General features: G+C 61.2%; 20 protein-coding genes. 11 read left to right on the top strand and 9 right to left on the bottom strand.

What is annotated here, in order from left to right:
• The first annotated feature begins 112 nt into the window (after positions 1–112).
• The 3 genes from CKW32_RS20835 (at position 113) to CKW32_RS20845 (ending at position 2,436) form a co-directional block, all read left to right on the top strand.
• Positions 113–667 (top strand): UPF0149 family protein, encoded by a 555-nt coding sequence (locus CKW32_RS20835; RefSeq protein WP_032886834.1) that lies wholly within the window; start codon positions 113–115, stop codon positions 665–667.
• Between the two features lie 90 nt (positions 668–757).
• Entirely contained in the window at positions 758–2,014 is a 1,257-nt protein-coding gene (locus tag CKW32_RS20840; RefSeq protein ID WP_095185852.1) for a 3-phosphoshikimate 1-carboxyvinyltransferase, read from the top strand.
• A 32-nt stretch (positions 2,015–2,046) separates the two neighbouring features.
• Positions 2,047–2,436 carry a hypothetical protein gene (locus CKW32_RS20845; RefSeq protein ID WP_032886837.1) on the top strand — a complete coding sequence of 130 codons (390 nt, stop codon included), beginning with the start codon at positions 2,047–2,049 and terminating at the stop codon, positions 2,434–2,436.
• Position 2,437: 1 nt separating this feature from the next.
• On the opposite strand, the gene CKW32_RS20850 is transcribed toward CKW32_RS20845, so the two are convergent.
• The gene (locus CKW32_RS20850) at positions 2,438–3,037 is read right to left on the bottom strand and encodes an NAD(P)H-dependent oxidoreductase (RefSeq protein ID WP_095185853.1); all 600 of its coding nucleotides are present in this window, start codon (positions 3,035–3,037) and stop codon (positions 2,438–2,440) included.
• Between the two features lie 82 nt (positions 3,038–3,119).
• On the opposite strand from CKW32_RS20850, the gene CKW32_RS20855 reads away from it, so the two are divergent.
• Positions 3,120–3,755 carry a TetR/AcrR family transcriptional regulator gene (locus tag CKW32_RS20855; RefSeq protein WP_095185854.1) on the top strand — a complete coding sequence of 212 codons (636 nt, stop codon included), beginning with the start codon at positions 3,120–3,122 and terminating at the stop codon, positions 3,753–3,755.
• A 43-nt stretch (positions 3,756–3,798) separates the two neighbouring features.
• On the opposite strand, the gene CKW32_RS20860 is transcribed toward CKW32_RS20855, so the two are convergent.
• Together CKW32_RS20860 and CKW32_RS20865 are read right to left on the bottom strand one after the other, a co-directional pair.
• The gene (locus CKW32_RS20860) at positions 3,799–4,476 is read right to left on the bottom strand and encodes a GNAT family N-acetyltransferase (protein WP_095185855.1); all 678 of its coding nucleotides are present in this window, start codon (positions 4,474–4,476) and stop codon (positions 3,799–3,801) included.
• Positions 4,477–4,532: 56 nt separating this feature from the next.
• The gene (locus CKW32_RS20865) at positions 4,533–5,414 is read right to left on the bottom strand and encodes a LysR family transcriptional regulator (RefSeq protein ID WP_095185856.1); all 882 of its coding nucleotides are present in this window, start codon (positions 5,412–5,414) and stop codon (positions 4,533–4,535) included.
• A 113-nt stretch (positions 5,415–5,527) separates the two neighbouring features.
• Between CKW32_RS20865 and CKW32_RS20870 the strand changes: the two genes are divergently transcribed.
• From CKW32_RS20870 to CKW32_RS20880, 3 genes are all read left to right on the top strand, one after another.
• Positions 5,528–6,742, top strand: coding sequence for an MFS transporter (locus tag CKW32_RS20870; protein WP_095185857.1), 1,215 nt, complete (start codon positions 5,528–5,530; stop codon positions 6,740–6,742).
• 81 nt (positions 6,743–6,823) lie between these two features.
• A complete protein-coding gene (locus CKW32_RS20875) occupies positions 6,824–7,675 on the top strand; it encodes a CAP domain-containing protein (RefSeq protein ID WP_032886845.1) in 852 nt (283 codons plus the stop codon).
• 172 nt (positions 7,676–7,847) lie between these two features.
• Positions 7,848–10,034: a GAF domain-containing protein gene (locus CKW32_RS20880; protein ID WP_095185858.1), complete on the top strand. Its 2,187-nt coding sequence runs from the start codon at positions 7,848–7,850 to the stop codon at positions 10,032–10,034.
• A gap of 8 nt (positions 10,035–10,042) precedes the next feature.
• Here the strand turns inward: CKW32_RS20880 and CKW32_RS20885 are convergent, their stop codons facing one another.
• The 4 genes from CKW32_RS20885 to CKW32_RS20900 all read right to left on the bottom strand — a co-directional run bounded on the left by CKW32_RS20885 (position 10,043) and on the right by CKW32_RS20900 (position 18,922).
• Positions 10,043–11,209, bottom strand: coding sequence for a diguanylate cyclase (locus CKW32_RS20885; RefSeq protein WP_032886848.1), 1,167 nt, complete (start codon positions 11,207–11,209; stop codon positions 10,043–10,045).
• A gap of 51 nt (positions 11,210–11,260) precedes the next feature.
• The gene (glgB, locus tag CKW32_RS20890) at positions 11,261–13,498 is read right to left on the bottom strand and encodes a 1,4-alpha-glucan branching protein GlgB (protein WP_095185859.1); all 2,238 of its coding nucleotides are present in this window, start codon (positions 13,496–13,498) and stop codon (positions 11,261–11,263) included.
• Positions 13,495–16,842, bottom strand: a complete 3,348-nt coding sequence (treS, locus tag CKW32_RS20895; RefSeq protein ID WP_095185860.1) for a maltose alpha-D-glucosyltransferase — start codon at positions 16,840–16,842, stop codon at positions 13,495–13,497. The genes glgB and treS overlap by 4 nt, the downstream gene beginning before the upstream one ends.
• Positions 16,843–16,933: 91 nt before the next feature.
• Positions 16,934–18,922 carry an alpha-1,4-glucan--maltose-1-phosphate maltosyltransferase gene (locus tag CKW32_RS20900; RefSeq protein ID WP_095185861.1) on the bottom strand — a complete coding sequence of 663 codons (1,989 nt, stop codon included), beginning with the start codon at positions 18,920–18,922 and terminating at the stop codon, positions 16,934–16,936.
• 204 nt (positions 18,923–19,126) lie between these two features.
• Between CKW32_RS20900 and CKW32_RS28340 the strand changes: the two genes are divergently transcribed.
• Complete coding sequence (locus CKW32_RS28340; RefSeq protein WP_163033259.1) at positions 19,127–19,303, top strand: hypothetical protein; 177 nt, start codon at positions 19,127–19,129, stop codon at positions 19,301–19,303.
• Here CKW32_RS28340 and CKW32_RS20905 read toward each other — a convergent pair.
• Positions 19,281–19,772: an MgtC/SapB family protein gene (locus CKW32_RS20905; RefSeq protein WP_032886852.1), complete on the bottom strand. Its 492-nt coding sequence runs from the start codon at positions 19,770–19,772 to the stop codon at positions 19,281–19,283. The two genes, CKW32_RS28340 and CKW32_RS20905, sit on opposite strands and share 23 nt — an antisense overlap.
• Before the next feature lie 120 nt (positions 19,773–19,892).
• Between CKW32_RS20905 and CKW32_RS20910 the strand changes: the two genes are divergently transcribed.
• The 3 genes from CKW32_RS20910 to mapR all read left to right on the top strand — a co-directional run bounded on the left by CKW32_RS20910 (position 19,893) and on the right by mapR (position 23,227).
• On the top strand, positions 19,893–20,132 hold the full coding sequence (locus CKW32_RS20910) for a DUF3203 family protein (RefSeq protein ID WP_032886853.1): 240 nt from the start codon (positions 19,893–19,895) through the stop codon (positions 20,130–20,132).
• A gap of 184 nt (positions 20,133–20,316) precedes the next feature.
• The gene (gene ccoG / locus CKW32_RS20915; protein ID WP_095185862.1) at positions 20,317–21,726 is read left to right on the top strand and encodes a cytochrome c oxidase accessory protein CcoG; all 1,410 of its coding nucleotides are present in this window, start codon (positions 20,317–20,319) and stop codon (positions 21,724–21,726) included.
• 91 nt (positions 21,727–21,817) lie between these two features.
• Positions 21,818–23,227: a GntR family transcriptional regulator MpaR gene (gene mapR / locus CKW32_RS20920; protein WP_032886855.1), complete on the top strand. Its 1,410-nt coding sequence runs from the start codon at positions 21,818–21,820 to the stop codon at positions 23,225–23,227.
• Positions 23,228–23,272: 45 nt separating this feature from the next.
• Here mapR and CKW32_RS20925 read toward each other — a convergent pair whose 3' ends face one another.
• Positions 23,273–24,019, bottom strand: coding sequence for an SDR family oxidoreductase (locus CKW32_RS20925; protein WP_032886857.1), 747 nt, complete (start codon positions 24,017–24,019; stop codon positions 23,273–23,275).
• Between the last annotated feature and the right edge of the window lie 52 nt (positions 24,020–24,071).

Below are 24,071 nucleotides of genomic sequence, written 5' to 3' on the forward strand. Positions count from 1 at the left end.
GTCCACCACGGCGCATCGGCCAAAAGCGGGACTGGCAAAAAACCCTGCCAGGCGCCATCCTTGGCGCTTTAAGCCGCCTTCTGTGCGGCGCTCGACGTTTTAAGGAAATGCCATGCACGCCCAACCCCTTGCCCCCGCCGATTTCGACTTCATCGAAGAAACCCTGCTCAAATACGGCGATGACCATTCGGTGCTGAACTTGGCGGAGCTCGACGGTTACTTCACCGCATTGGTGTCCAGCCCGGCACAGGTGGATGTAGCCGAGTGGTTCCCGGCAATCTGGGGTGGTCAGAACCCTGAATGGGACAGCATGGACGACGCCCAGCGCTTTCTGGAGTTGTGCGTACGTCACAGCAACACCCTGGCCGCCCAACTGGCGACCGACGCACAAGGCTTCAAAGCACGCTTCGACGACACCGAACATCAAGGCCAAACCGTAACCCTCGCGGAAGAATGGTGCTTTGGCTATATCCGAGGCGCAGCCATCGGCAACTGGCCGCAACTGCCTGCCGAACAGGCCGCGCAGTTGGAGAAAATCTCCTGGTGCGCCGAGCAGGACAACTTCGAGTTGCCGGCCGACCTGGATGTGCAGGCTCACCAGCAACGCGTCAGCGAGATCGAACCGGCCGCGCGGGCCCTGCATGATTACTGGTTGAGCCGGCGCTAAACCTCGACAAGCACTGCACCTTTGGCCGATTATTCGGGTCCGCCCGTCGGCCACTCCGTCCCACCTTGCCTTGATCAGGAGCCTTGTACCTTGAGTTCGCAGAAAACCGTGACCGTTACACCGCCCAACTTCCCCCTGAACGGCAAGGTCGCACCGCCCGGCTCCAAGTCCATTACCAACCGCGCCCTGCTGCTGGCCGCCCTGGCCAAGGGCACCAGCCGCCTCAGTGGCGCGCTGAAAAGCGACGACACCCGCCACATGTCGGTGGCCCTGCGCCAAATGGGCGTTACCATCGATGAGCCGGATGACACCACCTTTGTCGTCACAGGCAGCGGCAAGCTTCAGTTGCCTGCGCAACCGCTGTTCCTGGGCAATGCCGGCACGGCGATGCGCTTTCTCACCGCCGCCGTCGCCACCGTCGAAGGCGCCGTGGTGCTGGACGGCGACCACTATATGCAGAAGCGCCCGATCGGCCCGCTGCTGACCACCCTCAGCGAGAACGGCATCCAGGTCGACAGCCCGACCGGTTGCCCACCGGTGACCGTGCACGGCGTGGGCAAGGTCCAGGCCAAGCGTTTTGAGATCGACGGCGGTTTGTCCAGCCAATACGTCTCGGCCCTGTTGATGCTGGCCGCGTGCGGTGAAGCTCCGATTGAGGTGGCGTTGACCGGCAAGGACATCGGCGCCCGTGGCTACGTGGACCTGACCCTGGACTGCATGCGTGCCTTCGGGGCGCAGGTTGATGAGGTCAACGACACCACCTGGCGTGTAGCCCCCACTGGCTACACCGCCCATGACTACTTGATCGAACCCGACGCGTCCGCTGCCACGTACCTGTGGGCTGCTGAAGTGTTGACCGGTGGCCGTATCGACATCGGCGTGGCCGCGCAGGACTTCACCCAACCGGACGCCAAGGCCCAGGCCGTGATCGCCCAGTTCCCGAACATGCAGGCCACCGTGGTCGGCTCTCAGATGCAGGACGCGATCCCGACGCTGGCCGTGCTGGCCGCGTTCAACAACACCCCGGTGCGCTTCACAGAGCTGGCCAACCTTCGGGTCAAGGAATGTGATCGCGTGCAGGCACTGCATGACGGCCTCAATGCAATCCGTCCGGGCCTGGCGACCATCGAAGGCGATGACCTGCTGGTGGCCGCTGATCCTGGACTGGCCGGTACATCGTGCAACGCGCTCATCGACACCCACGCCGACCACCGCATCGCCATGTGCTTTGCCCTGGCTGGTTTGAAAGTGTCGGGTATCCGCATCCAGGATCCGGACTGCGTCGCCAAGACCTATCCTGAGTACTGGAAGGCCCTGGGCAGTCTTGGGGTCGCGCTGAGCTACTGAGTCAGCGGCGCCGAAATGGGGAGGGAATGCACATGACAATTCGCCAACCCTGCCCACCCGGCGCCTGTGTCTGCGACCGCGAGCAATTGCTTGAAGCCCCCGGCGCCGACCTGCGCATCCTCAACCTCACGCGCCAGGAAGAAAAACGCCTGCTCGACCGCCTCGAAGACCTCAAGAGCCTGCAAGACCTGGAGCGCATGCAACAGCTGATGTACCAGCAATTGGGCATTCGCGTGCATATCGCGCCGGGACACACCGAGGTCAAAAGCATGCGCGGGATCCAGATCGTTATCGACGAACTACCGGGCATGTGCCGCAAGACTCGGCAATCGATCCCGGCGGCGATTCGCCGAGGCCTTGAGAAACGCCCGGAAATCGCCTACCGCCTGCTGGATGCCCACGACCTGTTTCGCGAGGGTTGACTCAACCGGCGACTGTCTCGGCTTCGAACAGCTGCTGCCCGACGGCCTTTGCCGTTTTCAGATGTGCCTCGGCTGCTCCGCCCTCTGAGTCCAACAACAACTCGGACGTCACCACCTTCGCCCCACAGTAATCAAAGATGCCGTAGTCGATCTGCGTGCGCATCGCCGTGGCATAGCCGTGGCGGTCAAACGCGCTGGCATCCGCAGCGCCGAGGGCCAACAGGTGCACCTGCAAATGCCGCAGTTTTTTCACCACTGGGGTATCCGGGCCGTAGTCGATCGCCCAGCCATTGACGAACACTCGATCGACCCACCCCTTGAGCAGCCCCGGCAGCGACCACCAGTAGATAGGGAAAGCGAGCACCAAGGCGTCGGCGCGGTCGAGGCGCGCCTGTTCAGCGAGCACATCAGCCGGTGGCGTGACGTGGTTACGGTGTACGCGGTGGTCGGCGGCGGTGTAGCGCGGGTCGAAACCTTCGGCGGCGAGGTCGGCGATTTCGTAGGTGTGGCCGGAGGCGCTGAGGCCTGCAGCGACTTGCGTGGCGATGCTGTGGGTGAGGGATTGTGGGTCGTGATGAGCAACAACGATCAGTGCGTGCATGACATTGACTCCCTTTCGGTTTAGGCTGGGCTTAGTTACTTTTGGTAAGTTAATTCAAATAAGTTACTTTTGGTATATAAGCATGTCAAGCAATGAATCCCCTGCCCCACGTCGTCGTTTGTCCCGTGAAGATCGGCTGCATCAATTGTTGGAAGTGGCCTGGCAACTGGTGCGCGAGGAAGGCACCGACGCCCTGACCCTGGGCCGCCTGGCGGAACTGGCGGGCGTGACCAAGCCGGTGGTCTACGACCATTTCGTCACCCGTGCGGGGTTGTTGGCCGCGCTGTATGAAGACTTCGACGGGCGTCAGAACCAAGCCTTTGCCGATGCCATCGAAGCCAGCAGTGAAACCCTGCAAGACCGCGCCTGGGTCATCGCCGCGTCCTACGTGGACTGCGTGTTATTGCAGGGCCGGGAAATTCCGGGCGTGACCGCCGCGTTGAGCGGTTCACCGGAACTGGAAGCGCTAAAGCGCAAATACGAGGCCATTTTTCTCGACAAATGCCGTGACGCCTTGGCGCCCTTCGCCCCCAACGGCACGCTGTCACAAGCCGGCCTGCGGGCCATGCTGGGCGCGGCGGAAGCCTTGTCCCTCGCAGCGGCCGACGGCGAAATCAGCCGAGAAGAAGCCCAGCACGAATTGTTGGCGATCCTATTAGCGATGGTTAACCGCGCGCCTGTTTTGTCGCCTGACCCACTGCAATCGCTGCCTCGCTAAAGCTCGGGAGCACCTACAGGGGATCGGTGGTTGGCGCTCTGTTTCAGCCCCGCTCCTGCACGAACAACCAGACTTTGCGCGTCAATTGGTCAAGATGCCGATCCCGCTGCTTCTCCGCGTCGACCATCGCCCGCTTGCCGTGTTTTTGCAGCAGGTAGGTATGGATCTGCCGCACTTCGAGGGAGCTATAGATCGCGGCCACGTCCAGCACGCCCATCAGGCCATCCGTGCCGTAGTCGCGGGTGTTCATCAGCACCTGGGTGCCACGTGCGGCGCGTACTTGAAAGCCGAGGGCCTCGAACGCAGGCACCTTTTCCACGGCACACGCCAATTCGGCATGGGGATAGCGCGCCAGCACGTCTTGCATCATCCCCCGTGCCACGCCCTGGCGGCGCAAACCGGCTTTTACAGCCATGAAGGCAATGCCACAGGCTTCGGGATCATCCTTCACCGGCAGGCAGAGCAAAAAACCGATGACGGTCTCCGAGTCCTCGGCGTCGGTAGCCACGATCAGTTCGACGTCAATGCCCTTCTCCCCATTCAGCGCCTGCAGGTAAAGGTGTACTTCAAAGCCAACCGCATACTGGTAGATGTTGTAGAGCAGGTTGCTCGGCGGCAACGCGACGCTGCTGATGTCAGTGAGGTTGTCTACCACCATCTGCAGGATCTGGCCATTGATGGGCTCGGGGCATGGTGTGGTGTAGCGGGTAAGGCTGAACATGCAAATTCCTGGGGGTTCACGTCTAGGCAGGGGGGATTGTACCTGTTGCGTACGGTCTATTGCCCGCAGACCTCACGCAGGCACCCGCGCAGCCAGCGGTGCGCCAAGTCCGCGTCCAGCCGTGGGTGCCAGAGCATCGCAACAGTAAAGGTCGGCAACGTCAGCGGCAGGGCAAAGCAAAACAGGTCGCGACGGTGGGCGGTGTAGCGTTCCGGCACACTGGCGATCAGGTCGGTGTCGCGGGCCAGGGAGATGGCAGTGGAGAAACCCGCGACAATGCTGGTGATCTGCCGCGTGAAGCCCAAGGTTTCAAGCGCATCGTCGATCTGACCGCGCGCCTGCCCACGCCGCGAAACATAGACGTGCTGGCCCTCGGCATAACGCGCGACGCTGATTTCACCACGACTCAGGGGATGGCCGTTGCGCACTACGCCAATCAAGCGGTCGCGGAACAACGCCTGGGTCAGCACTTCAGGGCTGGCGGTGGGATCGACCACGCCGGTTTCCAGATCGACACTGCCGTCGCGCAGCAGCGTGCTGTCCTTGTCGTTTTTATTGATGAAACGCAGGCGCACGCCGGGCGCCTCTCGGGCGATGCGTGCCAGCAGCGCCGGGCCAAAGTTTTCGACGAACTCTTCACTAGTGCGCAAGGTGAAGGTACGCGCCACCACCGCCATGTCCACAGACTGCGCAGGCCGCAGCACCGCGTGGGCAGCCTGAACCAAATCACTGACCTGTTCACGCAGCTCCACCGCCCGTGGCGTGGGCACCAGGCCGCGACCGGCACGCACCAGCAAGGGGTCGCCGGTGGTTTCACGCAGGCGGGCCAAGGCGCGACTCATGGCCGAGGGGCTCAAACCCAGGCGCTTGGCCGCGCCGGCGACGCTGCCTTCGGCGAGCAGCACATCCAGGGTGATCAGCAAATTCAGATCAGGCATAAGAGGCTCTCATCAGGCGTTTGGTGCAGGTATTCACTGCAACTCCTGCGTCTTCCGCCATGTTAGGCGACGCCGTAGATTTGTGACAGTTGCCTTCATTCAAGGAATTGCCCATGTCTACGTCCCCGCGCGGCAGCCTCATCAGCCTGTCGCTGTCCATGCTGCTGGCCTCACTCGGCACCAGCATCGCCAATGTGGGCCTGCCCAGCCTGACGCAGGCGTTCGACGCGTCCTTCCACGCCGTGCAGTGGGTGGTGCTGGCGTATCTGCTGGCGATCACGGCGGTGATCCTCAGCGCCGGCCGCCTGGGTGATCGCCTGGGGCGACGTCGGTTGCTAATAGGCGGCTTGCTGCTGTTCAGCCTGGCCTGCGGGCTGTGCGTCGGCGCGTCCTCGCTCAACGCGCTGATTGCCGCGCGCAGCCTGCAAGGCCTTGGTGCAGCGATCATGATGGCCATGGCCTTGGGCATGGTCGGCGATACCGTGCCCCAGGGCCGCACCGGCCGGGTGATGGGTTTGCTGGGCACCATGTCGGCGGTCGGAACCGCCATGGGCCCCAGCGTCGGAGGCGTGTTGCTGAGCCTGTGGGGCTGGCGTGCATTGTTTCTGGTGGGCGTGCCGCTGGGCCTGCTGGCCGTCGCCCTTGCCTGGCGTTTTCTGCCGGTGGATCAGCGGCACACGCCGGCATCCAGCGACCTGGGTATCTGGGCGTTGTTAAAGGATTCGTCATTGCGCACGGGCTTGGCGATGAGCGCGCTGGTAGCGGCGGTGATCATGGCCACCTTTGTTGTCGGGCCGTTTTACCTGTCCCGTGGTTTGGGGCTCGACCCAGCCTCGATGGGCCTGGCCATGGCGGTCGGGCCCTGTGTCGCAGCAATCACCGGCATACCGGCGGGCCGCCTGACCGACCGCCTGGGCAGCCAACGCATGACCTGCAGCGGGCTCGGCATTCTGCTATGCGGCGCCCTGCTGCTGACGTTGGCTTCGGGGTTGTTCACCTACCTGGGCGCGCTGATTGTTTTGACGGCGGGCTACAGCCTCTTCCAGGCGGCGAACAATACCGCCGTGATGCGCAATGTCGCTGCGATTCGGCGCGGCACGGTCTCGGGTCTATTGAACCTGTCGCGCAACCTCGGCCTGATTGTCGGTGCTTGGGCACTCAGCGCCGTATTCGCCTGGACTGCACCCGATATAACCCACGCCACCCCACAATCACTGGCGAATGGCCTGCACGCAACCTTCTCCGTCGCGTGCGGCTTGATCCTCCTGGCCGCGGTGATGGCATCGGGCCGCAACCGCGCCGTGAACGGCCTTCATAACCCCCACTGAGGCAAAAAAACAAAAAAGGCGTTGCGCCAGATGGGGTTACATCGCGCATCATGGGCACTTTCAAGCTCAAGGGTAACGTCCATGCGCGTTCTGTCATTGATGATGGGTCTTACGACGCTGGCCGCCAGTACGGTGTTCTGCGCCAGCGCGATGGCGAATGAAGAAAGTCAGCTGGTGCAACAGATCAACGAGTACCGCAGCCAGGTGCAGCGCTGCGGTGACCAGGGTTCCCAGGAACTGCCGCCACTGGCGAGCGACACACGGCTGGTGCTGCCGGCCACTAACGTCGGCGACCTTCAGCAGGCGCTGGCCCGGGCCGCGTATCCGATGGTGAACGTGCAGGCCATCAGCCTGTCCGGTCCCAAGGATGCTCAGTCCGCCATGAAGGCGGTGCGCGAGAGCTTCTGCCGGGTGGTGCTGGATCCGCAATTTATCGACATCGGCGTGAGCAACAGCGGTCAGGACTGGCGCATCGTGCTGGCCCGGCCCTTACTGTCCAGCGGCCTGGGGGATTGGCAGACTGAAGGCCGGAAACTGCTGGACTTGATCAACGCCGCCCGTACACAACCTCGCCAATGCGGCACCCAGGCATTTACCGCGACCACCCCGTTGTCGTGGAACGACACCCTGGCCAGCGCCGCCAACAGCCACACGCGCAACATGGCCAACGGCAATTTCTTCGACCATCTGGACCACGACGGCCGCACGCCCGGCGACCGCGCCGAGCTGGCCGGTTACATCGCCAAAAACATCGGCGAAAACATCGCCGCCGGCCTGGACACCCCGCGCAAGGTGGTCGATGGCTGGCTCGCCAGCCCCGGTCATTGTGCCAACCTGATGAACCCGCAATTTCGAGAACTGGGCGCGGCCTACGCCATGGACCCGAAGAGTGATGCGGGCATTTACTGGACCGGTTTGTTCGGCACGCAATGAAGGTTGGGCAAGCGCCCAACCTCGGCGGATCCAAACGACTCAAATGAGTAAAGCATCAAAACGCCATATATCGGATAATTGCGCTGAACTGGCAGCGTTCAACCGGGTCTGTAGCTTTGCGCCACCCACTGAAAGGCGCGCTGAAGACTCTCGATAACAAGGTGTTCCCCCAATGATGAATTGGCTGCAAAGCAGCAGCGACATGGCTGAACGGGTAATTCAGCATGATTGGGCCAACACGCCTCTCGGTCCGCTGGAGCAATGGCCGGACGTTCTGAAGACCACCGTCGCGCTGTGTTTCGCGTCGAGCTTTCCCCAGGCCATTGTCTGGGGGCCCCAGTTGATCACGATCTACAACGACGCCTTTATTCCGATACTGGGCAATAAGCCCTATGCCTTGGGAAGACCGTTCAGTGACATATGGCGCGAGGTGTGGGCTGATGTCAGCCATATCGCCGACGCGGCGTTCCAGGGGCATGCCACCTATATCGAAAACTTTCCCCTCGTGGTTGAACGCGGCCAGGCGCGGGAACAAGCCTACTTCACTTTCTGCTATAGCCCGATCCGTGATCCCCAAGGCCACGTGGTCGGCTTGCTCGACACCGTGACCGAAACCACTGCCACGGTGTTTCTCGCCAGACGCCTGGAAGTGCTGGATGCCATTGGCAACGCCGTGGTCAATGCGGCCGATGCCGAAGCCATCATGACCCGCACTACCCAGTTGCTCGCCGAACACCTGCAAGTGAGCAATTGCGCCTACGCCGACATGGACGCCGATGAAGACGGCTTTACCATTCGCGACAACTGGACCGCGCCCGGCTCGCCGAGCATTGTCGGTCGCTACAGCCTGGCGGCGTTCGGCGAGGCGGCCGTCAATTGCCTGCGGGCTGGCGAGCCTCTGGTGATCTGCGACAACCTGCGCGAGCTGCCACCCGAAGAGTCTGCGGCCTTCCAGTCCCTGGGGGTGACTGCGACTATCTGCATGCCTCTAATCAAGAACGGACGCCTGACTGCATTGATGGCCGTCCACGACAAATCCCCACGCCCATGGTCACCCTACGACCTGGCCTTGTTGAGGGAAGTCACCGAGCGCTCCTGGGCCCATATCGAACGCGTGCGCGCCGATGCCGAGGTCCGTGAAGGTCTGGCAGCGTATGCCGAGCTGAACACCTACCTGGAACAGCGGGTGGAGGAACGCACGCAGGCGCTGGCCCAAGCCGAAGCCGCGTTGCACCAATCCCAGAAACTCGAAGCCATCGGACAGCTGACCGGCGGCGTCGCCCATGACTTCAACAACCTGCTCACGATCATTCGCTCCTCGGTGGATTTTTTGCGGCAGCCAGGCCTGTCGGAAGAGCGCCGCCAGCGCTACATGAGCGCCGTTTCGGATACCGTGGAGCGGGCCAGCAAGCTGACCAGCCAGTTGCTCGCCTTTGCACGTCGACAACCGCTCAACCCGGAGGTCTTCGACGTAGGCCAGCGGGTACAGAACATTGGCGAAATGCTGGAAAGCGTCACCGGCGCACGCATTCAGGTGCAGGTCGAGATGCCGTCACAGGCCTGTTTCGCCCGCATCGACGCGAGCCAGTTTGAAACCGCGCTGATCAACATCGCCCTCAATGCCCGGGACGCCATGGGCGGCCAGGGTACGCTGAGCCTACGGGTGGTCGGGCGCAAGCCGCTGCCACGTATCCGTGGCGATGCGGGGTCACGCCAACCGTATATCGCCATCTCCATGGCCGATACCGGGCCGGGTATTGCCGCCGACACCGTGGAGCGGATTTTCGAGCCGTTCTTTACCACCAAGGCCGTCGGCAAAGGCACCGGCCTGGGTCTGTCGCAGGTCTTCGGGTTCGCCAAGCAGTCGGGGGGCAATATCGATGTGTCCAGCACGCCCGGCCAAGGCAGCGTATTTACCCTGTATTTGCCCCAGGTCGAAGCACAGGATGTGCCGCCCCAAAGCCCTCAGGGAACGCTCGCCATGCCCCACGACACAACCCAGTGTCGGGTGCTGATCGTGGAAGACAACCTGGAGGTCGGGCGGTTTGCCCGACAAATCCTTGAAGACTTGGGCTATCAGACCGCCTGGGCGACCGATGCCGAACAAGCCCTGAGCTTGGCCGGCCAGGATGGAATGGCCTTTGACGTCATCTTCTCCGACGTCGTGATGCCCGGTATCACCGGCGTCGCCATGGCCAAGCTGCTACGCCAGCGTCGTGCCGACCTGCCGGTGGTGTTGACCTCGGGTTACAGCGAGGAGCTGGCAGAAAGCGGCTATGAAGGCTTCGAGTTTCTGCCCAAGCCTTACTCGGCCGAACAACTTTCGCAGGTATTGATCAAGGCAACACTCAAGGACTGAGCGTCGCCCTACTCCGCCACTGCCACTTGGTTGCGGCCCAGCGCCTTGGCCCGGTACAGCGCCTTGTCGGCGGTGTTCATCAGGCCATGCAAGTCCCCATCCAGCGCATGGGCCGAGGCAACACCCAAGCTGGCTGAAAGCCCCGTGACCGGTTCGGCCGGCAATCCGGAAATCGCCTTGATCAACTGCTCGGCAATACCCCGAGCGGTTTCCAGCGAGGTATTGGGCAGCAATACCGCAAACTCCTCACCGCCCAGACGGCCATACACATCAGACTTGCGAAACGACGCACTGATCACCCCTCCAATCTGGCGCAACACTTGGTCGCCCGCCTGGTGTCCGTAGGTGTCGTTGATGTGCTTGAAGTGGTCCATGTCCAGCATCAGCGCGCACAGCGGCTGTTGGTTGTGTCGGCATTGTGCGTACAGCGAATGGGCATGTTCGAAGAATGCACGACGGTTCATCAGCCCGGTCAGCTCATCGGTCTGTGCGGCACGGGTTGAAATGTTGTGGGCTCTTTCCATTTGCCGAGTCAGGCGAAACGCCTTTTCTAGCGCATCGGACAATTTACGCGTGGCGCTGGCGACAAAGGTCGTGAACACCAGCACTGCGATAGCAACACCCACCTGCATGGGAGCCGGCTGGAACAGCAGCCAGAAGGTGCACGGCAGCAATACCAGACCGATAGACGCAAGCGTCATGTAGCGATAGGCCGAGTAACACGACACCGCGCTGACCGACATGCCCACGGTGAACAACATCACCAGCACTTGGGACAACCGGTCATCCGCTGGCATCACCGCTAACGCACCGGCGCCCCAGATGCCGGCAGAGAGCACGAGAGTGACCCAGTAGCGGCGCTCCCAGCGAGCCGGCGTGCGCTCGCTGTTGGGGCAGCGAAACCAGTCCATGAACATCTTCACGCGCAGCAGCGACGACGCTGTGAGCAACAGCATCCAGACCAGCATAACGTCGTGGTCGAAGCGATCCCAACACAGCCAGCAGAGCATGGTAGCCGCCAGGTAACTGCCCAAAATGGCGGCAAATGACTGCCGGAACAGCTGGTGCAGACGGTCAGTCCGCACCTGCTCTTCTATAACGCAATCCTGGTCCTGCTCACGCCCAAGGCCATTCATGAAATTCGCCTGATTCGACTGCCATGACAAAGGCGCCATTGTGGCACCCTGCCAGCACCGCGGACAACTGAATCCCGCGCGGCAGAGCGGTTAACCCCCTTCAGGTCGCAGAATCAACACTCCCAGCGGCGGCAAATTCAGCGACAGCGACACCGGTTGCCCATGGCGCGGTTCATCCTGGGTAAAGACTTCGCCGCCATTACCGAAGTTGGAACCGGCATACATGTCCGCATCACTGTTGATCACCTCACTCCAGCGCCCGGCAAACGGCACACCAACGGAATAGGACTCGCGCGGCACCGGTGTGAAGTTAGCCACCACCAGCACGGGCTTGCCGTCTTTGCTCCAGCGCAGCCACGCGTAGACACTGTTGATCGCGTCATCGCCGATCAGCCATTGGAAACCTTGCGGCGCATCGTCCTGCTCATGCAGGGCCGGCTCTTCGCGGTACAGACGGTTCAAGTCGCCGACCAGCTTCTGCACGCCTTTGTGCTCGGCGTACTGCAACAAGTACCAGTCCAGTTGCTGGTCGTGATTCCACTCGCGCCACTGGCCGAATTCGCAGCCCATGAACAACAGCTTCTTGCCGGGATGCATCCACATGAACGCCAGGTAGGCACGCAGGTTGGCAAATTTCTGCCAGCGGTCGCCGGGCATCTTGTCGATCAACGAGTGCTTGCCGTGCACCACCTCATCGTGGGAAATCGGCAGGATAAAACGCTCGGACCAGGCATACACCAGGCCAAAGCTCAGCTCGTTGTGGTGATGGGCGCGATACACCGGGTCTTGCTGGATGTAATGCAGGGAATCGTGCATCCAGCCCATGTTCCACTTGTAGTTGAAGCCCAGGCCGCCCTGTTGGGTCGGCTGGCTCACACCGGGCCAGGCGGTGGATTCCTCGGCGATCACCAACGCGCCGGGAGCTTCCAAGGCCACTACGTCGTTCAGGTGACGCAGGAAGTCGATGGCTTCCAGGTTCTCCCGACCGCCGTGGCGGTTGGGCACCCATTCACCAGCCTTGCGCGAGTAATCGCGGTACAGCATCGACGCCACCGCATCCACACGCAGCCCGTCGATATGGAAGTGTTTAAGCCAATGCAGGGCCGACGCCAGCATAAAGCCGTGAACTTCGGTGCGGCCCAAGTTGTAGATCAGCGTGTCCCAATCCTGGTGGAAACCTTCCAGCGGGTTGGCGTATTCGTACAGCGCCGTGCCGTCAAACTGTGCCAGCCCGTGGGTATCGGTGGGGAAATGCGCCGGTACCCAGTCAAGGATCACGCCGATATCGGCCTGGTGCAGCGCATTGACGAAATAGGCGAAATCTTCCGGCGAGCCAAAGCGCGCACTCGGGGCGAACTGCGACAACGCTTGATAGCCCCAGGAGCCACCAAACGGATGCTCCATGATCGGCATCAGTTCAATATGGGTGAAACCCAGTTGCTGCACGTACGGGATCAGCCGTTCCGTCAGTTCACGCCAGCCGTATTGGCGGGCGACTTCGCCGGCCTCGTCCAGCTCGCATTGCCAGGAACCCACGTGCAACTCATAGATAGACAGCGGTGCGGTGGATTTCTGCTTTTCGCTGCGCGACTGCATCCACTCATGGTCCTGCCAATCCACCTGCAACGGCGGAGCGACTTTCGACGCAGTGTCCGGCGGCAGTTGAGTGGCCAATGCCATGGGGTCAGCCTTGAGCGGCAAAATCCCATTGGCACCCAGGATCTCGTACTTGTAGGCCGCACCCGGTTGCAGACGCGGGATAAACAGCTCCCATACGCCCGAAGGATGGCGCAGGCGCATCGGATGGCGGCGACCGTCCCAGATATTGAAATCGCCCACCACCGACACCCGCCGCGCATTCGGCGCCCACACGGCAAAGCGCACGCCCTGCACGCCATCGACGCTGGTCACCTGTGCACCCAGGCAGCTGCTGAGATCGCGATGGTTGCCTTCGGCAAACAGGTACAGGTCCATTTCGCCCAGCAACAACTGGCTGAAACTGTAGGGGTCTTCGGTAATTTGCTCACCGCCGGCCCACTGGATCTTCAGCAGGTAGGCCTGGCGCGTGGTGAAGTGCCCGACAAACAAGCCCGGCACCTGGGTCGCGTCCAGGCTGCCGATCGGCTCGCCACTGTCCTGCGCCAACACCTGGACGCTCAGAGCTTCCGGCAGGAATGCGCGGATAAATTGCCCACCCTGCTCGTCATCATGTGGCCCGAGGATCGAGAACGGGTCATGGTGCTCGGCGCGCACCAGCGCTTCGACGTCCTTGGACGCCGGCATGGCAGTCAACTTGGGCTGCAGCGGTTCTTTATGCGTGTAATTCATGACGTCTCCCCACCGCGTGCAGTTTTAGATAGAGGTGCTAGCCCGCTGAGCAACCCGTGCAGCCCTTGCAGGGGCACCGGTAGCCAGGTCGGGCGATTCTCCGCTTCGTAAGCCACTTCGTACGCGGCCTTCTCCAGGCTGAACAAGGTCAGCGCGGCGTCCTGGCCTTTGGCATCCTGCCAGCCATGCGCCAGTGTAGACGTAGCTGTCTGATAAGCCTGGATAAATGCCTCGCGTGCTTCATTCAGATAGCGATCGGTCACGCGCCTGCGGGCCAGATCGGCTTGCGGCGAATGATCCACACCTTGCACATTCAAGGCCATGGCCGCCGCGTAATCAAACGAGCGCAGTACGCCGCTCACATCTTTATACGGGCTGTGCTTGCCACGCCGCTCATGCAATGGCCTGGCTGGCTCGCCTTCAAAGTCGATCAGGTAAGCATCGCCCTTCACCACCAGTACCTGGCCCAGGTGCAAATCACCGTGAACCCGAATACGCAGCCCGCCCAACGTGGCTTTCGCCAACGCCTGGACATGGGCGCCGATGGCTTTTTTCTGCGCCAGCAAGTCACTGACCAGTGCCTGATCCGCCGGGTTCAATGTGTGTTGATGCAACTTGAGCAATTGCAGCGCGCGGTCAAGCTGTGCGCCCACGTCCTTGGCCCAGGCCTGAGTGTCCTTGGCCGTAGTGACTTCGGGTTTGAAGTCCTTGTTGTCAGTCTTCGCGCCTAGCACCAGGTGCATTTCCCCCAAGCGCTGGCCGAGCAACCCGGCAAAGTCCGCCAGTTCACCCAAGGCGTTGTAGTGCTGTTCCTGCTCGGAAATGGCCTGCGCCAATTCATCGCGAATCGCGCGCTCCAGGTTGTTCTGGGTCCAGCTCCAGGCGTCGCCCTGATTGCTCAAATAACCCTGGGCAATCATCAGCAGGTTGTCCTGGCCGTCGGCGTCGCGACGAATCATCGAGCCCAGCAGCGGCGAGATATTCGGGTAATCGGCGGCGGTGAGGTAGGCGCTCATTTCCAGCTCCGGGTGTACGCCGGCGCTGACTTTGCGGATCAACTTGAGCACCAGGCTCTCGCCCACTACCACCGAACTGTTGGACTGCTCGGCGGACAAGTAGCGTACTTGGGCGTCGTCCGTCAGTTGCAGCGGGGCCAGGTGCGGCGTGGCTTCAAAGCGTAAATCGCCTTCGCTGGAAGTGAGCACCGTACCCGCCTGCAGCCCCTGGATCACCGCGCGGATGAAGTGCTCCAGGCTGAAGGCATCGGTGACCAGCCCCACCTGCCGCGTACGCCGCACACGAGCCAGGGCCAATTGTTGCGGCAAGGCACTGGTGAACTGGTCTTCACCCAGGAAGCCAAAGGGCAGTTGATAGCGACTGACTTGGCCGCCGCTGGTGACATCAATTTCACTGAGCAACACCGGATGCTCCGGGTCGCCAAACCGCACGCCGTAAGCGATGTTCACGCTGTCGATGGCGGTGTCCTTACCGGCGAACCAGCGCCGCTTGGGCAGCCAGGCCGGCAACGAGGTCTGCTCCAGGGTGGTGCGACAAGGTTCTTCGAGCAATTCTTCCATGCGTTTTTTCAGTACCAGAGTGGTGAAGTCAGGGATGCTCTGCGCCGGTTCCACATGCCAACTGGGCATCTGGTTTTCCGCCGCCAGTACAAACCAATAGAAGCCGTAGGGCGCCAGCGTCAGCAGGAAATTCAACTGGCCAATGGGCGGGAAAGCGTTTCCGCCAAGCATCTCCACCGGCACCATTCCCGCGAAGGCAGAGAGGTCCAATTCCGCCGCCTGGGCGCTGCGGGACACGTTGGCCACACACAGGATAATTTCCGTACGGCCGTCTTCCCCGGTGTATTCACGGGTATAGGCCAGGATGCGGCGATTGCTCGGCGAGAGCATTTTCAAACTGCCCCGCCCAAACGCCTTGGATTGCTTGCGCACCGCCAACATGCGCCGATTCCAGTTGAGCAGTGAGTGCGGGTCTTGAGTCTGGGTTTCGACATTGACCGACTGGTAGCCGTACAGCGGGTCCATGATCGGCGGCAGCACCAGGCTGGCCGGATCGGCGCGGGAGAAGCCGCCGTTACGGTCGATGGACCACTGCATCGGCGTGCGCACACCGTCGCGGTCGCCGAGGTAGATGTTATCGCCCATGCCGATTTCATCGCCGTAATACAACGTCGGCGTACCGGGCATCGACAGCAGCAGGCTGTTAAGCAATTCCACGCGACGGCGATCCCGCTCCAGCAACGGTGCCAGACGGCGACGAATCCCCAGGTTGATGCGCGCGCGCCGATCTGCGGCGTAGTAATTCCACAGGTAATCGCGCTCTTTGTCGGTGACCATTTCAAGGGTCAACTCATCGTGGTTGCGCAGGAAGATTGCCCATTGGCAGTTGGCAGGAATCTCCGGGGTCTGGCGCAAAATATCGGTGATGGGGAAGCGATCTTCCTGGGCCAGGGCCATGTACATGCGCGGCATCAGCGGGAAGTGGAACGCCATGTGGCATTCATCGCCGTCGTCGCCCTTCTTGTCACCGAAATACAGCTGAGTGTCTTCCGGCCATTGGTTGGCTTCGGCAAGCAACATGCGGTCCGGGTAGTTGGCGTCGATTTCGGCGCGGATCTGCTTGAGCACATCGTGGGTTTCGGGGAGGTTCTCGTTGTTGGTGCCGTCGCGCTCGATCAAGTACGGGATGGCGTCCAGGCGCAGGCCGTCAATGCCCATGTCCAGCCAGTAACGCATCACCGACAACACGGCCTTCATCACTTGCGGGTTGTCGAAGTTGAGGTCGGGCTGGTGAGAATAGAAACGGTGCCAGAAGTACTGGCCGGCGACCGGGTCCCAAGTCCAGTTGGACTTCTCGGTGTCGAGGAAAATGATGCGCGTGCCATCGTACTTCTGGTCGTCATCGGACCACACATAGAAGTCCCGCGCCGCCGAACCAGGCTTGGCCTTGCGGGCACGCTGGAACCACGGGTGCTGGTCGGAGGTGTGGTTGATCACCAGCTCAGTGATCACCCGCAATCCACGCTTATGGGCCTCGGCGATAAAGCGCTTGGCGTCCGCCAGGGTGCCGTAGTCGCTGTGTACGCCACGGTATTCGGCGATGTCGTAGCCGTCATCGCGGCGAGGCGAGGGATAAAACGGCAATAACCAAATGGTATTCACGCCGAGGTCGGCGATGTAATCGAGCTTGGCGATCAGCCCGGGGAAGTCACCGATGCCGTCGTTGTTGGAGTCAAAAAAGGATTTGACGTGAACCTGGTAGATCACCGCGTCCTTGTACCAGAGCGGGTCTTTGATAAAGGTGGCAGGGTTAGGTTTCTTCGCCATTGGAAACTCCTGAATGACTTAAATTCTGCGGACGCGATGCGATCGTTGTGGGAGTGGGCAAGCCCCCTCCCACAATGGATCTGCGCAAGACTTAGGCAACCGTGATGCGCCAGATTCCAAACGGCATCTGCGGATCAAGGCGTGTCCATTGGGTCTTGCCATACCAGGTCCAGCGATGGCCGTTCATCAGGTCTTCGCCTTGGGTCTGCGCATCATCCGGCAGCCCCAGCTCCCACAGCGGCAACTCAAAATGCGCTTCCTGGGCGTTGAATGGATCGAGGTTGATCGCCACCAGAATGAAGTTACTGCCATCCTCACTGCGCTTGCCGAAGTACAGGATGTTGTCATTCCAGGCGGTGTAGAGCTTTAACCCCAAATGCGTCTGCAACGCCGGATTTTGCCGGCGGATACGGTTCAGCTGGGCAATCTCGGCAATGATGTTGCCGGGCGCGGTGAAGTCCCGTGGGCGGATTTCATACTTCTCCGAGTCCAGGTATTCCTCTTTGCCCGGCACCGGCGCTGATTCACACAGTTCAAAACCGGAATACATGCCCCACAGGCCCGAGCCCATGGTCGCCAGCGCGGCCCGGATCAAAAAGCCTGGGCGGCCGGACTCGTGCAGGAAGGCTGGGTTAATGTCCGGCGTATTGACGAAGAAGTTCGGCCGGTAGCACTCGCGCCACGGCGACTGGTTCAACTGAGTGAAGTACTCGCTCAGTTCAGCCTTGGTATTGCGCCAGGTGAAGTAGGTGTAGCTCTGGGAATAACCGACCTTGCCCAGCCGCGCCATCATCGCAGGCGTGGTGAAGGCTTCAGCCAGGAAGATCACGTCGGGGTACTTTGAACGCACATCGCTGATCAGCCATTGCCAGAACGGCAGCGGTTTGGTGTGGGGGTTGTCGACGCGAAAGGTCTTCACGCCCTCTTCCACCCAGCCCACTACGATGTCGCGCAACTCCGTCCAGAGACTGGGAATCGCGTCCGCCGCATAGAAGTCGACGTTAACGATGTCCTGGTACTTTTTCGGCGGGTTTTCCGCGTATTTGATCGTCCCGTCCGGACGCCAGTTGAACCAACCCGGATGCTGCTTGAGCCACGGGTGATCTTGGGAGCACTGGATGGCAAAGTCCAAGGCGATTTCCAGGCCATGATCGGCGGCAGCCTGGACCAGGCGGCGGAAATCATCGCGACTGCCCAGTTGCGGGTGGATGGCTTCGTGGCCGCCCTCCTCACTGCCAATGGCGTACGGGCTGCCCGGATCGTCGGGGCCGGCGGTGAGGGAATTGTTCTTGCCCTTGCGGTGGCTGCGGCCGATGGGGTGGATCGGCGGGAAGTACAGCACGTCGAAGCCCATGTCATGGATCATCGGCAGGCGTGCGTGCACATCGTTGAAGGTGCCGTGACAGGCCGGATCATCAGTGATCGAGCGCGGAAACAGCTCGTACCAGCTGGCGAATTGCGCCGCTTCACGCTCCACATCGATCGGGTATACGGCACTGATGCTCAAATAGGCGCGGTGATCGGCCTGAGTCATCAAATGTGCACTGTCTTCGTGCAGAAACAGTGCGACCTGCTCGGTTTCCAGCAGGCCGGACAGTTCGTGGTGCAGCAGCATCAAGCGGTCGCGCAGTTCGTTGTCACTGCGTTCGGCGGCCTGCAACACCAGGCTGCGGCCTTCCTGCAACTCCAGGCTGACCGGCACACCGGCCTCGTGCTTTTTGCGCAGCTCGTAGCAAAAACTGGCGAAGGTATCGATCCAGGCTTCGATGCAGTATTCGTGAGGGCCCTGGTCGGTGACGGTAAACGCGCCCTCCCAACCGTTGTTGCCCACATCCGCCATCACCACGCTGTGCCAGCTTTCGTCCTGCAGCGGGCGCCAGCGGATTAATACGGCGAGTTTGTCGTGGCCATCGGCGAACACCTTGCTGGTCACGGTGACCCGCTGGCCCACTGCGGCCTTAACGGCGAATTCACCGCCATCAATCACAGGCATGGTGCTTTCGATTGCAATCCTGGGCAGCAACAGCGCCTGGGACAGCGGCAATAAGGAAACATCTGGAACCTGAGTTTCAGCAGTCATCGAGCATCTTCCCCTTACGCCCTGTGGACGCTCTTTGCTTGATCCGAATTCTGAGACGGCGACGCTCTCCCTGAGCAAGGCCGTAATAGGTCCGAGCCTGAGGCTTGGTCAAAAGTTCAGGTGGATGTTCCGCCATTGAGCGGGGAATCAAATCGCCCAGGCGGTTGTCCACCGGTAGAGCAAAGCACAAAGGAGGCCACACCGATGAATATCCCGATCCCGGCTGAAACCCCTGATCCTAATATCGACAATCCGACCCTGCCGCCCACCGAACCGGAGCCGATTCCAGAAAAAGAGCCGCCCGAAAATGAGCCGCCACCGGTGGAAGAGCCGCCGACAACCATGCCCCCTGTGATCGTCAGTCCTTCTCGAAACGCTTGACGATTTTCGGCATCACGCTGAACACCGCCAAGGCCAGCAACGTACTCAGGACCGCTGTCGATTCCCGGCCCAACCCGGCCGAGACCCCAATCGCAGCGGTCATCCACAGGCCGGCGGCGGTGGTCAGGCCTTTGACATGCCCCTCTTCATCATCCTTGCCTTTGATGATCGTGCCTGCGCCGAGAAAGCCGATCCCCGCGATAACGCCCTGCACCACGCGACTCATAGCATCCGCCTGATTACCTGACATCTGCGGCACCATCACAAACAGCGCGGCGCCCAACGCCACCAGCATGTGGGTCCGTACCCCGGCGGCCTTGCCCTTGCTCTCGCGCTCAAACCCCAGGATGCCGCCGAGTACGGCGGCGATCAGCAGGCGCACGGTGATCTGGGTCAGTTGTTTGGCATCGCCGATATCGGCGAACTCGGCCTGCAGGGTTTGCCACACTTCATGCCACCAAGCGTCCATGGATCCTGTCCTTTAAAGAAGCGGTTAAGTCATGGACAGCGCCTACCGCCAGTCAGTTGCCTTGAACCACGCCACGGCACCATCCCCTAAGGTTCATAGCCGATGAGAAAGGAGTTCGACATGACCCTGCGTATTGAAAACCACCTGTGCTATTTCACGCTCGACGACAATGGCCAGGAACAGAGCGTCCCCGCCACCCGAGTGAAGATATTGACGGACGATGACAAGTCCATGTCCTACGTAGAACTTGCGGGCGAGCGCACCTACATCACCGAAGCTGAAGCAGACGCCTTGACCGTCGAAGGCGCGACAGACGGACGCAACCATGTGAAGGCCACGGAGCCTGGTTCGCTGATTTGATTGATCTGTATCATTACCGCTGAAATGCCCCTGCACCCCAGGCGCGCCGGGGTGCAGCAGATTGTCGCAGAGCTCACCACACGGACCATCTGATCCGCTTTTTATCGCGCTAGCTGAGTCTGTTATGCAAACAGCCCCCGGCCCATAGTTCATCCGCCTGATGGAGGCTGATGAGCGAACGACCATGAGCGAACGAATCCCAACCGTGGAAACCTTTGAGCCCATACACCCAAAGAAGGTGAAGGCCAAATCCAGCGACACCCTGATCCATACCCGCAGCTTCACCGGACTGTTCCGCACCTTGCGCGTAGCCGGTGCCGGCTTTCTGTTCCTGGCATTTTTCGGCACCGTGTGGTTGAACTGGGGCGGGCGCCAAGCCGTGCTGTGGGATCTGGCGGAAAGCAAATTCCATATTTTTGGCGCGACGTTCTGGCCCCAGGATTTCATCCTGCTGTCGGCGCTGCTGATTATCTGCGCCTTCGGCCTGTTCGCGATCACCGTGTTCGCCGGCCGCGTGTGGTGCGGCTATACCTGCCCGCAAAGCTCGTTCACGTGGTTGTTTATGTGGTGCGAAAAGGTCACTGAGGGCGAACGTAACCAACGCATCAAGCTGCAAGCCGCGCCCTGGAGCCTCAACAAACTGGCAAGGCGCTCGGCCAAGCACACGCTGTGGCTGGGCATCAGCGTGCTGACTGGGCTGACCTTTGTCGGCTACTTCACGCCTATCCGCCCGTTGGCCGAGGAACTGCTGACTTGGCAAATGGGGGGCGTGAGCCTGTTCTGGGTACTGTTTTTCACCGCCGCGACCTACATCAATGCCGGTTGGCTGCGTGAGGCGGTGTGCATGCACATGTGTCCGTATGCGCGGTTCCAGAGCGTGATGTTCGATAAAGACACCCTGACCATTTCCTACGACAGCGCCCGTGGCGAGAACCGTGGCCCGCGCAAACGCGAGGTCAAGCCGGCCGATGTCGGCCTGGGTGACTGCATTGACTGCCACCTGTGCGTGCAGGTCTGCCCCACCGGCATTGATATCCGCGATGGCCTGCAAATGGAATGCATCGGCTGCGCGGCCTGCATCGACGCCTGTGATTCGATCATGGACAAAATGGGTTATGCCCGTGGCCTGGTGAGCTATACCAGCGAGCATCAACTGCAAGGCGGCAAAACCCGTCTGCTACGGCCCCGTCTGATCGGCTACAGTGCGGTGCTGCTGGTGATGATTGCCGCGCTGGTAGTCGCACTGGTGGAGCGGCCGATGGTGTCGCTGGACGTGACCAAAGACCGTGGCATGTTCCGCGAGAACGCCCAGGGCCAGATCGAAAACATCTACAGCCTCAAGGTCATCAACAAGACCCAGCAACGCCAGGATTATCGGGTGCAGCTCGTGGAGGCCGACGGCTTCCAACTGCAAGGCAAGACCGAGATCAGCATGGCGCCGGGGGAAATCATAGATGTGCCGGTGTCGGTGGCATTGCTCGCGGAGAAACCCGCGAGCAGTTCTCAGACGTTGCGCTTCAAAGTGATGGATGTAGATGAGCCAGGGATCTATAGCGTTGCCGACAGCCGCTTTGTGGCGCCGTTGAACCGCTGAGATCTATCTAAATCAGTGAGAATCCAATGTGGGAGCGGCTTACCCCCTCCCGGATTGGATCTGCGCTCGTATAAACATTGTTAAGGCCCCTATGAAACGCTACGAAAAATTCGCCGAAGACATTGCCGAACTGATCCGCTCTGGCGTCCTGGGGCCTGGCCAACGTGTGCCGTCGGTGCGCTACGCCAGCCAAACCTACGGCGTCAGCCCGTCCACGGTGTTCCAGGCCTATTACCTGCTGGAACGCCGCGGCCTGATCCGTGCGCGGCCGCGTTCCGGCTACTTCGTCAACACCCATGCGCCGAGCCCGTTCTCTGAGCCGGCGGTGAGCGAGCAGGTGCACGAGTCCACCGAGGTGGATGTCAGCGAGTTGGTGTTTTCCGTGCTCGACTCGATCAAAGACCCCAACACAGTGCCCTTCGGCTCGGCGTTCCCAAGCCCCATGCTGTTCCCGTTGCAACGCCTGGCCCGATCCCTGGCCAGCGCCAGCCGTGAAATGGACCCGCGCCTGGTGGTCACCGACATGTCGCCGGGCAATCCGCAGTTGCGTCGACAAATTGCCCTGCGCTACATGGTCGGCGGCCTGATGCTGCCGATGGAAGAACTGCTGATCACCAATGGCGCCCTGGAAGCCCTGAACTTGTGCCTGCAAGCCGTGACGGAACCGGGCGATCTGGTGGCCATCGAGGCCCCGGCGTTCTATGCCTGCCTGCAAGTGCTGGAACGCCTGAAGCTCAAGGCGGTGGAAATTCCGGTGCACCCGCGCGACGGCATCGACCTCGGCGCCCTGGCCCAAGCCCTGGCGCGCTATCCGATCAAGGCCTGCTGGACCATGACCAGTTTCCAGAACCCCATGGGCGCAACGTTGCCGGAAGAAAAGAAGCAGGCACTGGTTGAGCTGTTGCGCAGTCACCAGGTGCCGCTGATTGAGGACGATGTGTACGCCGAGCTGTATTACGGGCAACAGGCGCCCAAGCCGGCCAAAGCCTTCGACACCGAAGGACTGGTGATGCACTGCGGTTCCTTTGCCAAGAGCCTGGCGCCCGGCTACCGCGTCGGCTGGGTCGCCGCGGGGCGCTATGCGCAAAAGGTCGAACGTCTCAAGCTGATGACCTCGCTGTGCCCGTCAATGCCGGCCCAGGCGGCGATTGCCGACTACCTGCAACATGGCGGCTATGACCGCCACCTGCGCAAATTGCGTTATGCCCTGGAAGAACAACAAAGCGCCATGCTCGCCGCCATCGCTCGGTATTTCCCGGCGCAAACCCGCGTCAGCCAGCCGGCCGGAGGGTATTTCCTGTGGCTGGAATTGCCGGAACAAACGGACTCATTGAAGTTGTTCCAGATGGCGCTGGCGCAAGGCATCAGCATTGCACCGGGGCCGATTTTTTCGGCGACCCAGCGCTTCAGAAACTGTATTCGCCTGAACTATGGCAGCCCGTGGACCGAGGCCTCGGAGAAGGCGATGGAGACGTTGGGGCGGATTGTGCGGTCGTTTTGAGGGAGGGGGCTTGCTCCCGATGGCGCCCGCACAGACGCTACCGACTCAACGGCCGCCACCCAAATCTAAAAAAGTCCCGGTGGCATACGACGCCTTATCCGACAACAACCAGATAATCGCTTCCGCCACTTCATCCGGCCGCCCTCCACGGGCCATGGGAATGCCGGACTCCAGCTTGCTGACCCGATCCGGATCGCCGCTGAGGGCGTGGAAGTCGGTAAAGATATAGCCGGGGCGTACTGCGTTGACGCGGATACCCTCACCTGCCACTTCTTTGGACAGGCCGATGGTGAAGGTGTCGAGGGCGCCCTTGGAGGCTGCATAGTCCACGTATTCACCCGGCGAGCCCAGGCGCGCCGCCACCGAGGACACGTTGACGATGCTGCCACCCTGCCCGCCATGTTTGGGCGACATGCGCAACACCGCGTGCTTGGCACACAGGATCGGCCCCAGCACATTGGTCCTCATGATGTTAAGGATGCGGAATTCGGACATCTCATCGACCCGAGACTTGTGCGCCACGGTGCCGGCATTGTTGACCAGGGCGGTCACGCGGCCCAACTCGGCGTCGACGCGATGAAACAACGCAATCACTTCATCTTCGATGCTGACATCAGCTCGCACAGCAATCGCCTGGGCACCCAGGCCACGGACCTGTTCCAGAACGCCCAGGGCGGCTTTTTCATCGGAGCGGTAGTTGATGCAGATGCGATAGCCTTCGCGCGCCGCCAGCAGTGCCGTTTCGGCGCCAATACCGCGACTGCCCCCGGTGATGATGACAACTTTGTCCATGCGTACGGTCTCCTGATCCAACCTGGCGTTAGGGTTGGATCCGATACTAACC

Origin of the sequence: Pseudomonas sp. Irchel 3H9 (genome assembly GCF_900187495.1) — a bacterium.
GTDB classification, from domain to species: domain Bacteria; phylum Pseudomonadota; class Gammaproteobacteria; order Pseudomonadales; family Pseudomonadaceae; genus Aquipseudomonas; species Aquipseudomonas sivasensis.

Coding starts and splice junctions, on each gene's coding strand:
- CKW32_RS20850 (WP_095185853.1), bottom strand. CDS start 3,037: ATGCACGCACTGATCGTTGTTGCTCATCACGACCCACAATCCCTCACC.
- CKW32_RS20835 (WP_032886834.1), top strand. CDS start 113: ATGCACGCCCAACCCCTTGCCCCCGCCGATTTCGACTTCATCGAAGAA.
- CKW32_RS20855 (WP_095185854.1), top strand. CDS start 3,120: ATGTCAAGCAATGAATCCCCTGCCCCACGTCGTCGTTTGTCCCGTGAA.
- CKW32_RS20905 (WP_032886852.1), bottom strand. CDS start 19,772: ATGGACGCTTGGTGGCATGAAGTGTGGCAAACCCTGCAGGCCGAGTTC.
- CKW32_RS20845 (WP_032886837.1), top strand. CDS start 2,047: ATGACAATTCGCCAACCCTGCCCACCCGGCGCCTGTGTCTGCGACCGC.
- ccoG (WP_095185862.1), top strand. CDS start 20,317: ATGAGCGAACGAATCCCAACCGTGGAAACCTTTGAGCCCATACACCCA.
- mapR (WP_032886855.1), top strand. CDS start 21,818: ATGAAACGCTACGAAAAATTCGCCGAAGACATTGCCGAACTGATCCGC.
- CKW32_RS20925 (WP_032886857.1), bottom strand. CDS start 24,019: ATGGACAAAGTTGTCATCATCACCGGGGGCAGTCGCGGTATTGGCGCC.
- treS (WP_095185860.1), bottom strand. CDS start 16,842: ATGGCGAAGAAACCTAACCCTGCCACCTTTATCAAAGACCCGCTCTGG.
- CKW32_RS20860 (WP_095185855.1), bottom strand. CDS start 4,476: ATGTTCAGCCTTACCCGCTACACCACACCATGCCCCGAGCCCATCAAT.
- CKW32_RS20880 (WP_095185858.1), top strand. CDS start 7,848: ATGATGAATTGGCTGCAAAGCAGCAGCGACATGGCTGAACGGGTAATT.
- CKW32_RS28340 (WP_163033259.1), top strand. CDS start 19,127: ATGAATATCCCGATCCCGGCTGAAACCCCTGATCCTAATATCGACAAT.
- CKW32_RS20870 (WP_095185857.1), top strand. CDS start 5,528: ATGTCTACGTCCCCGCGCGGCAGCCTCATCAGCCTGTCGCTGTCCATG.
- CKW32_RS20885 (WP_032886848.1), bottom strand. CDS start 11,209: ATGGCGCCTTTGTCATGGCAGTCGAATCAGGCGAATTTCATGAATGGC.
- CKW32_RS20865 (WP_095185856.1), bottom strand. CDS start 5,414: ATGCCTGATCTGAATTTGCTGATCACCCTGGATGTGCTGCTCGCCGAA.
- CKW32_RS20900 (WP_095185861.1), bottom strand. CDS start 18,922: ATGACTGCTGAAACTCAGGTTCCAGATGTTTCCTTATTGCCGCTGTCC.
- glgB (WP_095185859.1), bottom strand. CDS start 13,498: ATGAATTACACGCATAAAGAACCGCTGCAGCCCAAGTTGACTGCCATG.
- CKW32_RS20875 (WP_032886845.1), top strand. CDS start 6,824: ATGCGCGTTCTGTCATTGATGATGGGTCTTACGACGCTGGCCGCCAGT.
- CKW32_RS20910 (WP_032886853.1), top strand. CDS start 19,893: ATGACCCTGCGTATTGAAAACCACCTGTGCTATTTCACGCTCGACGAC.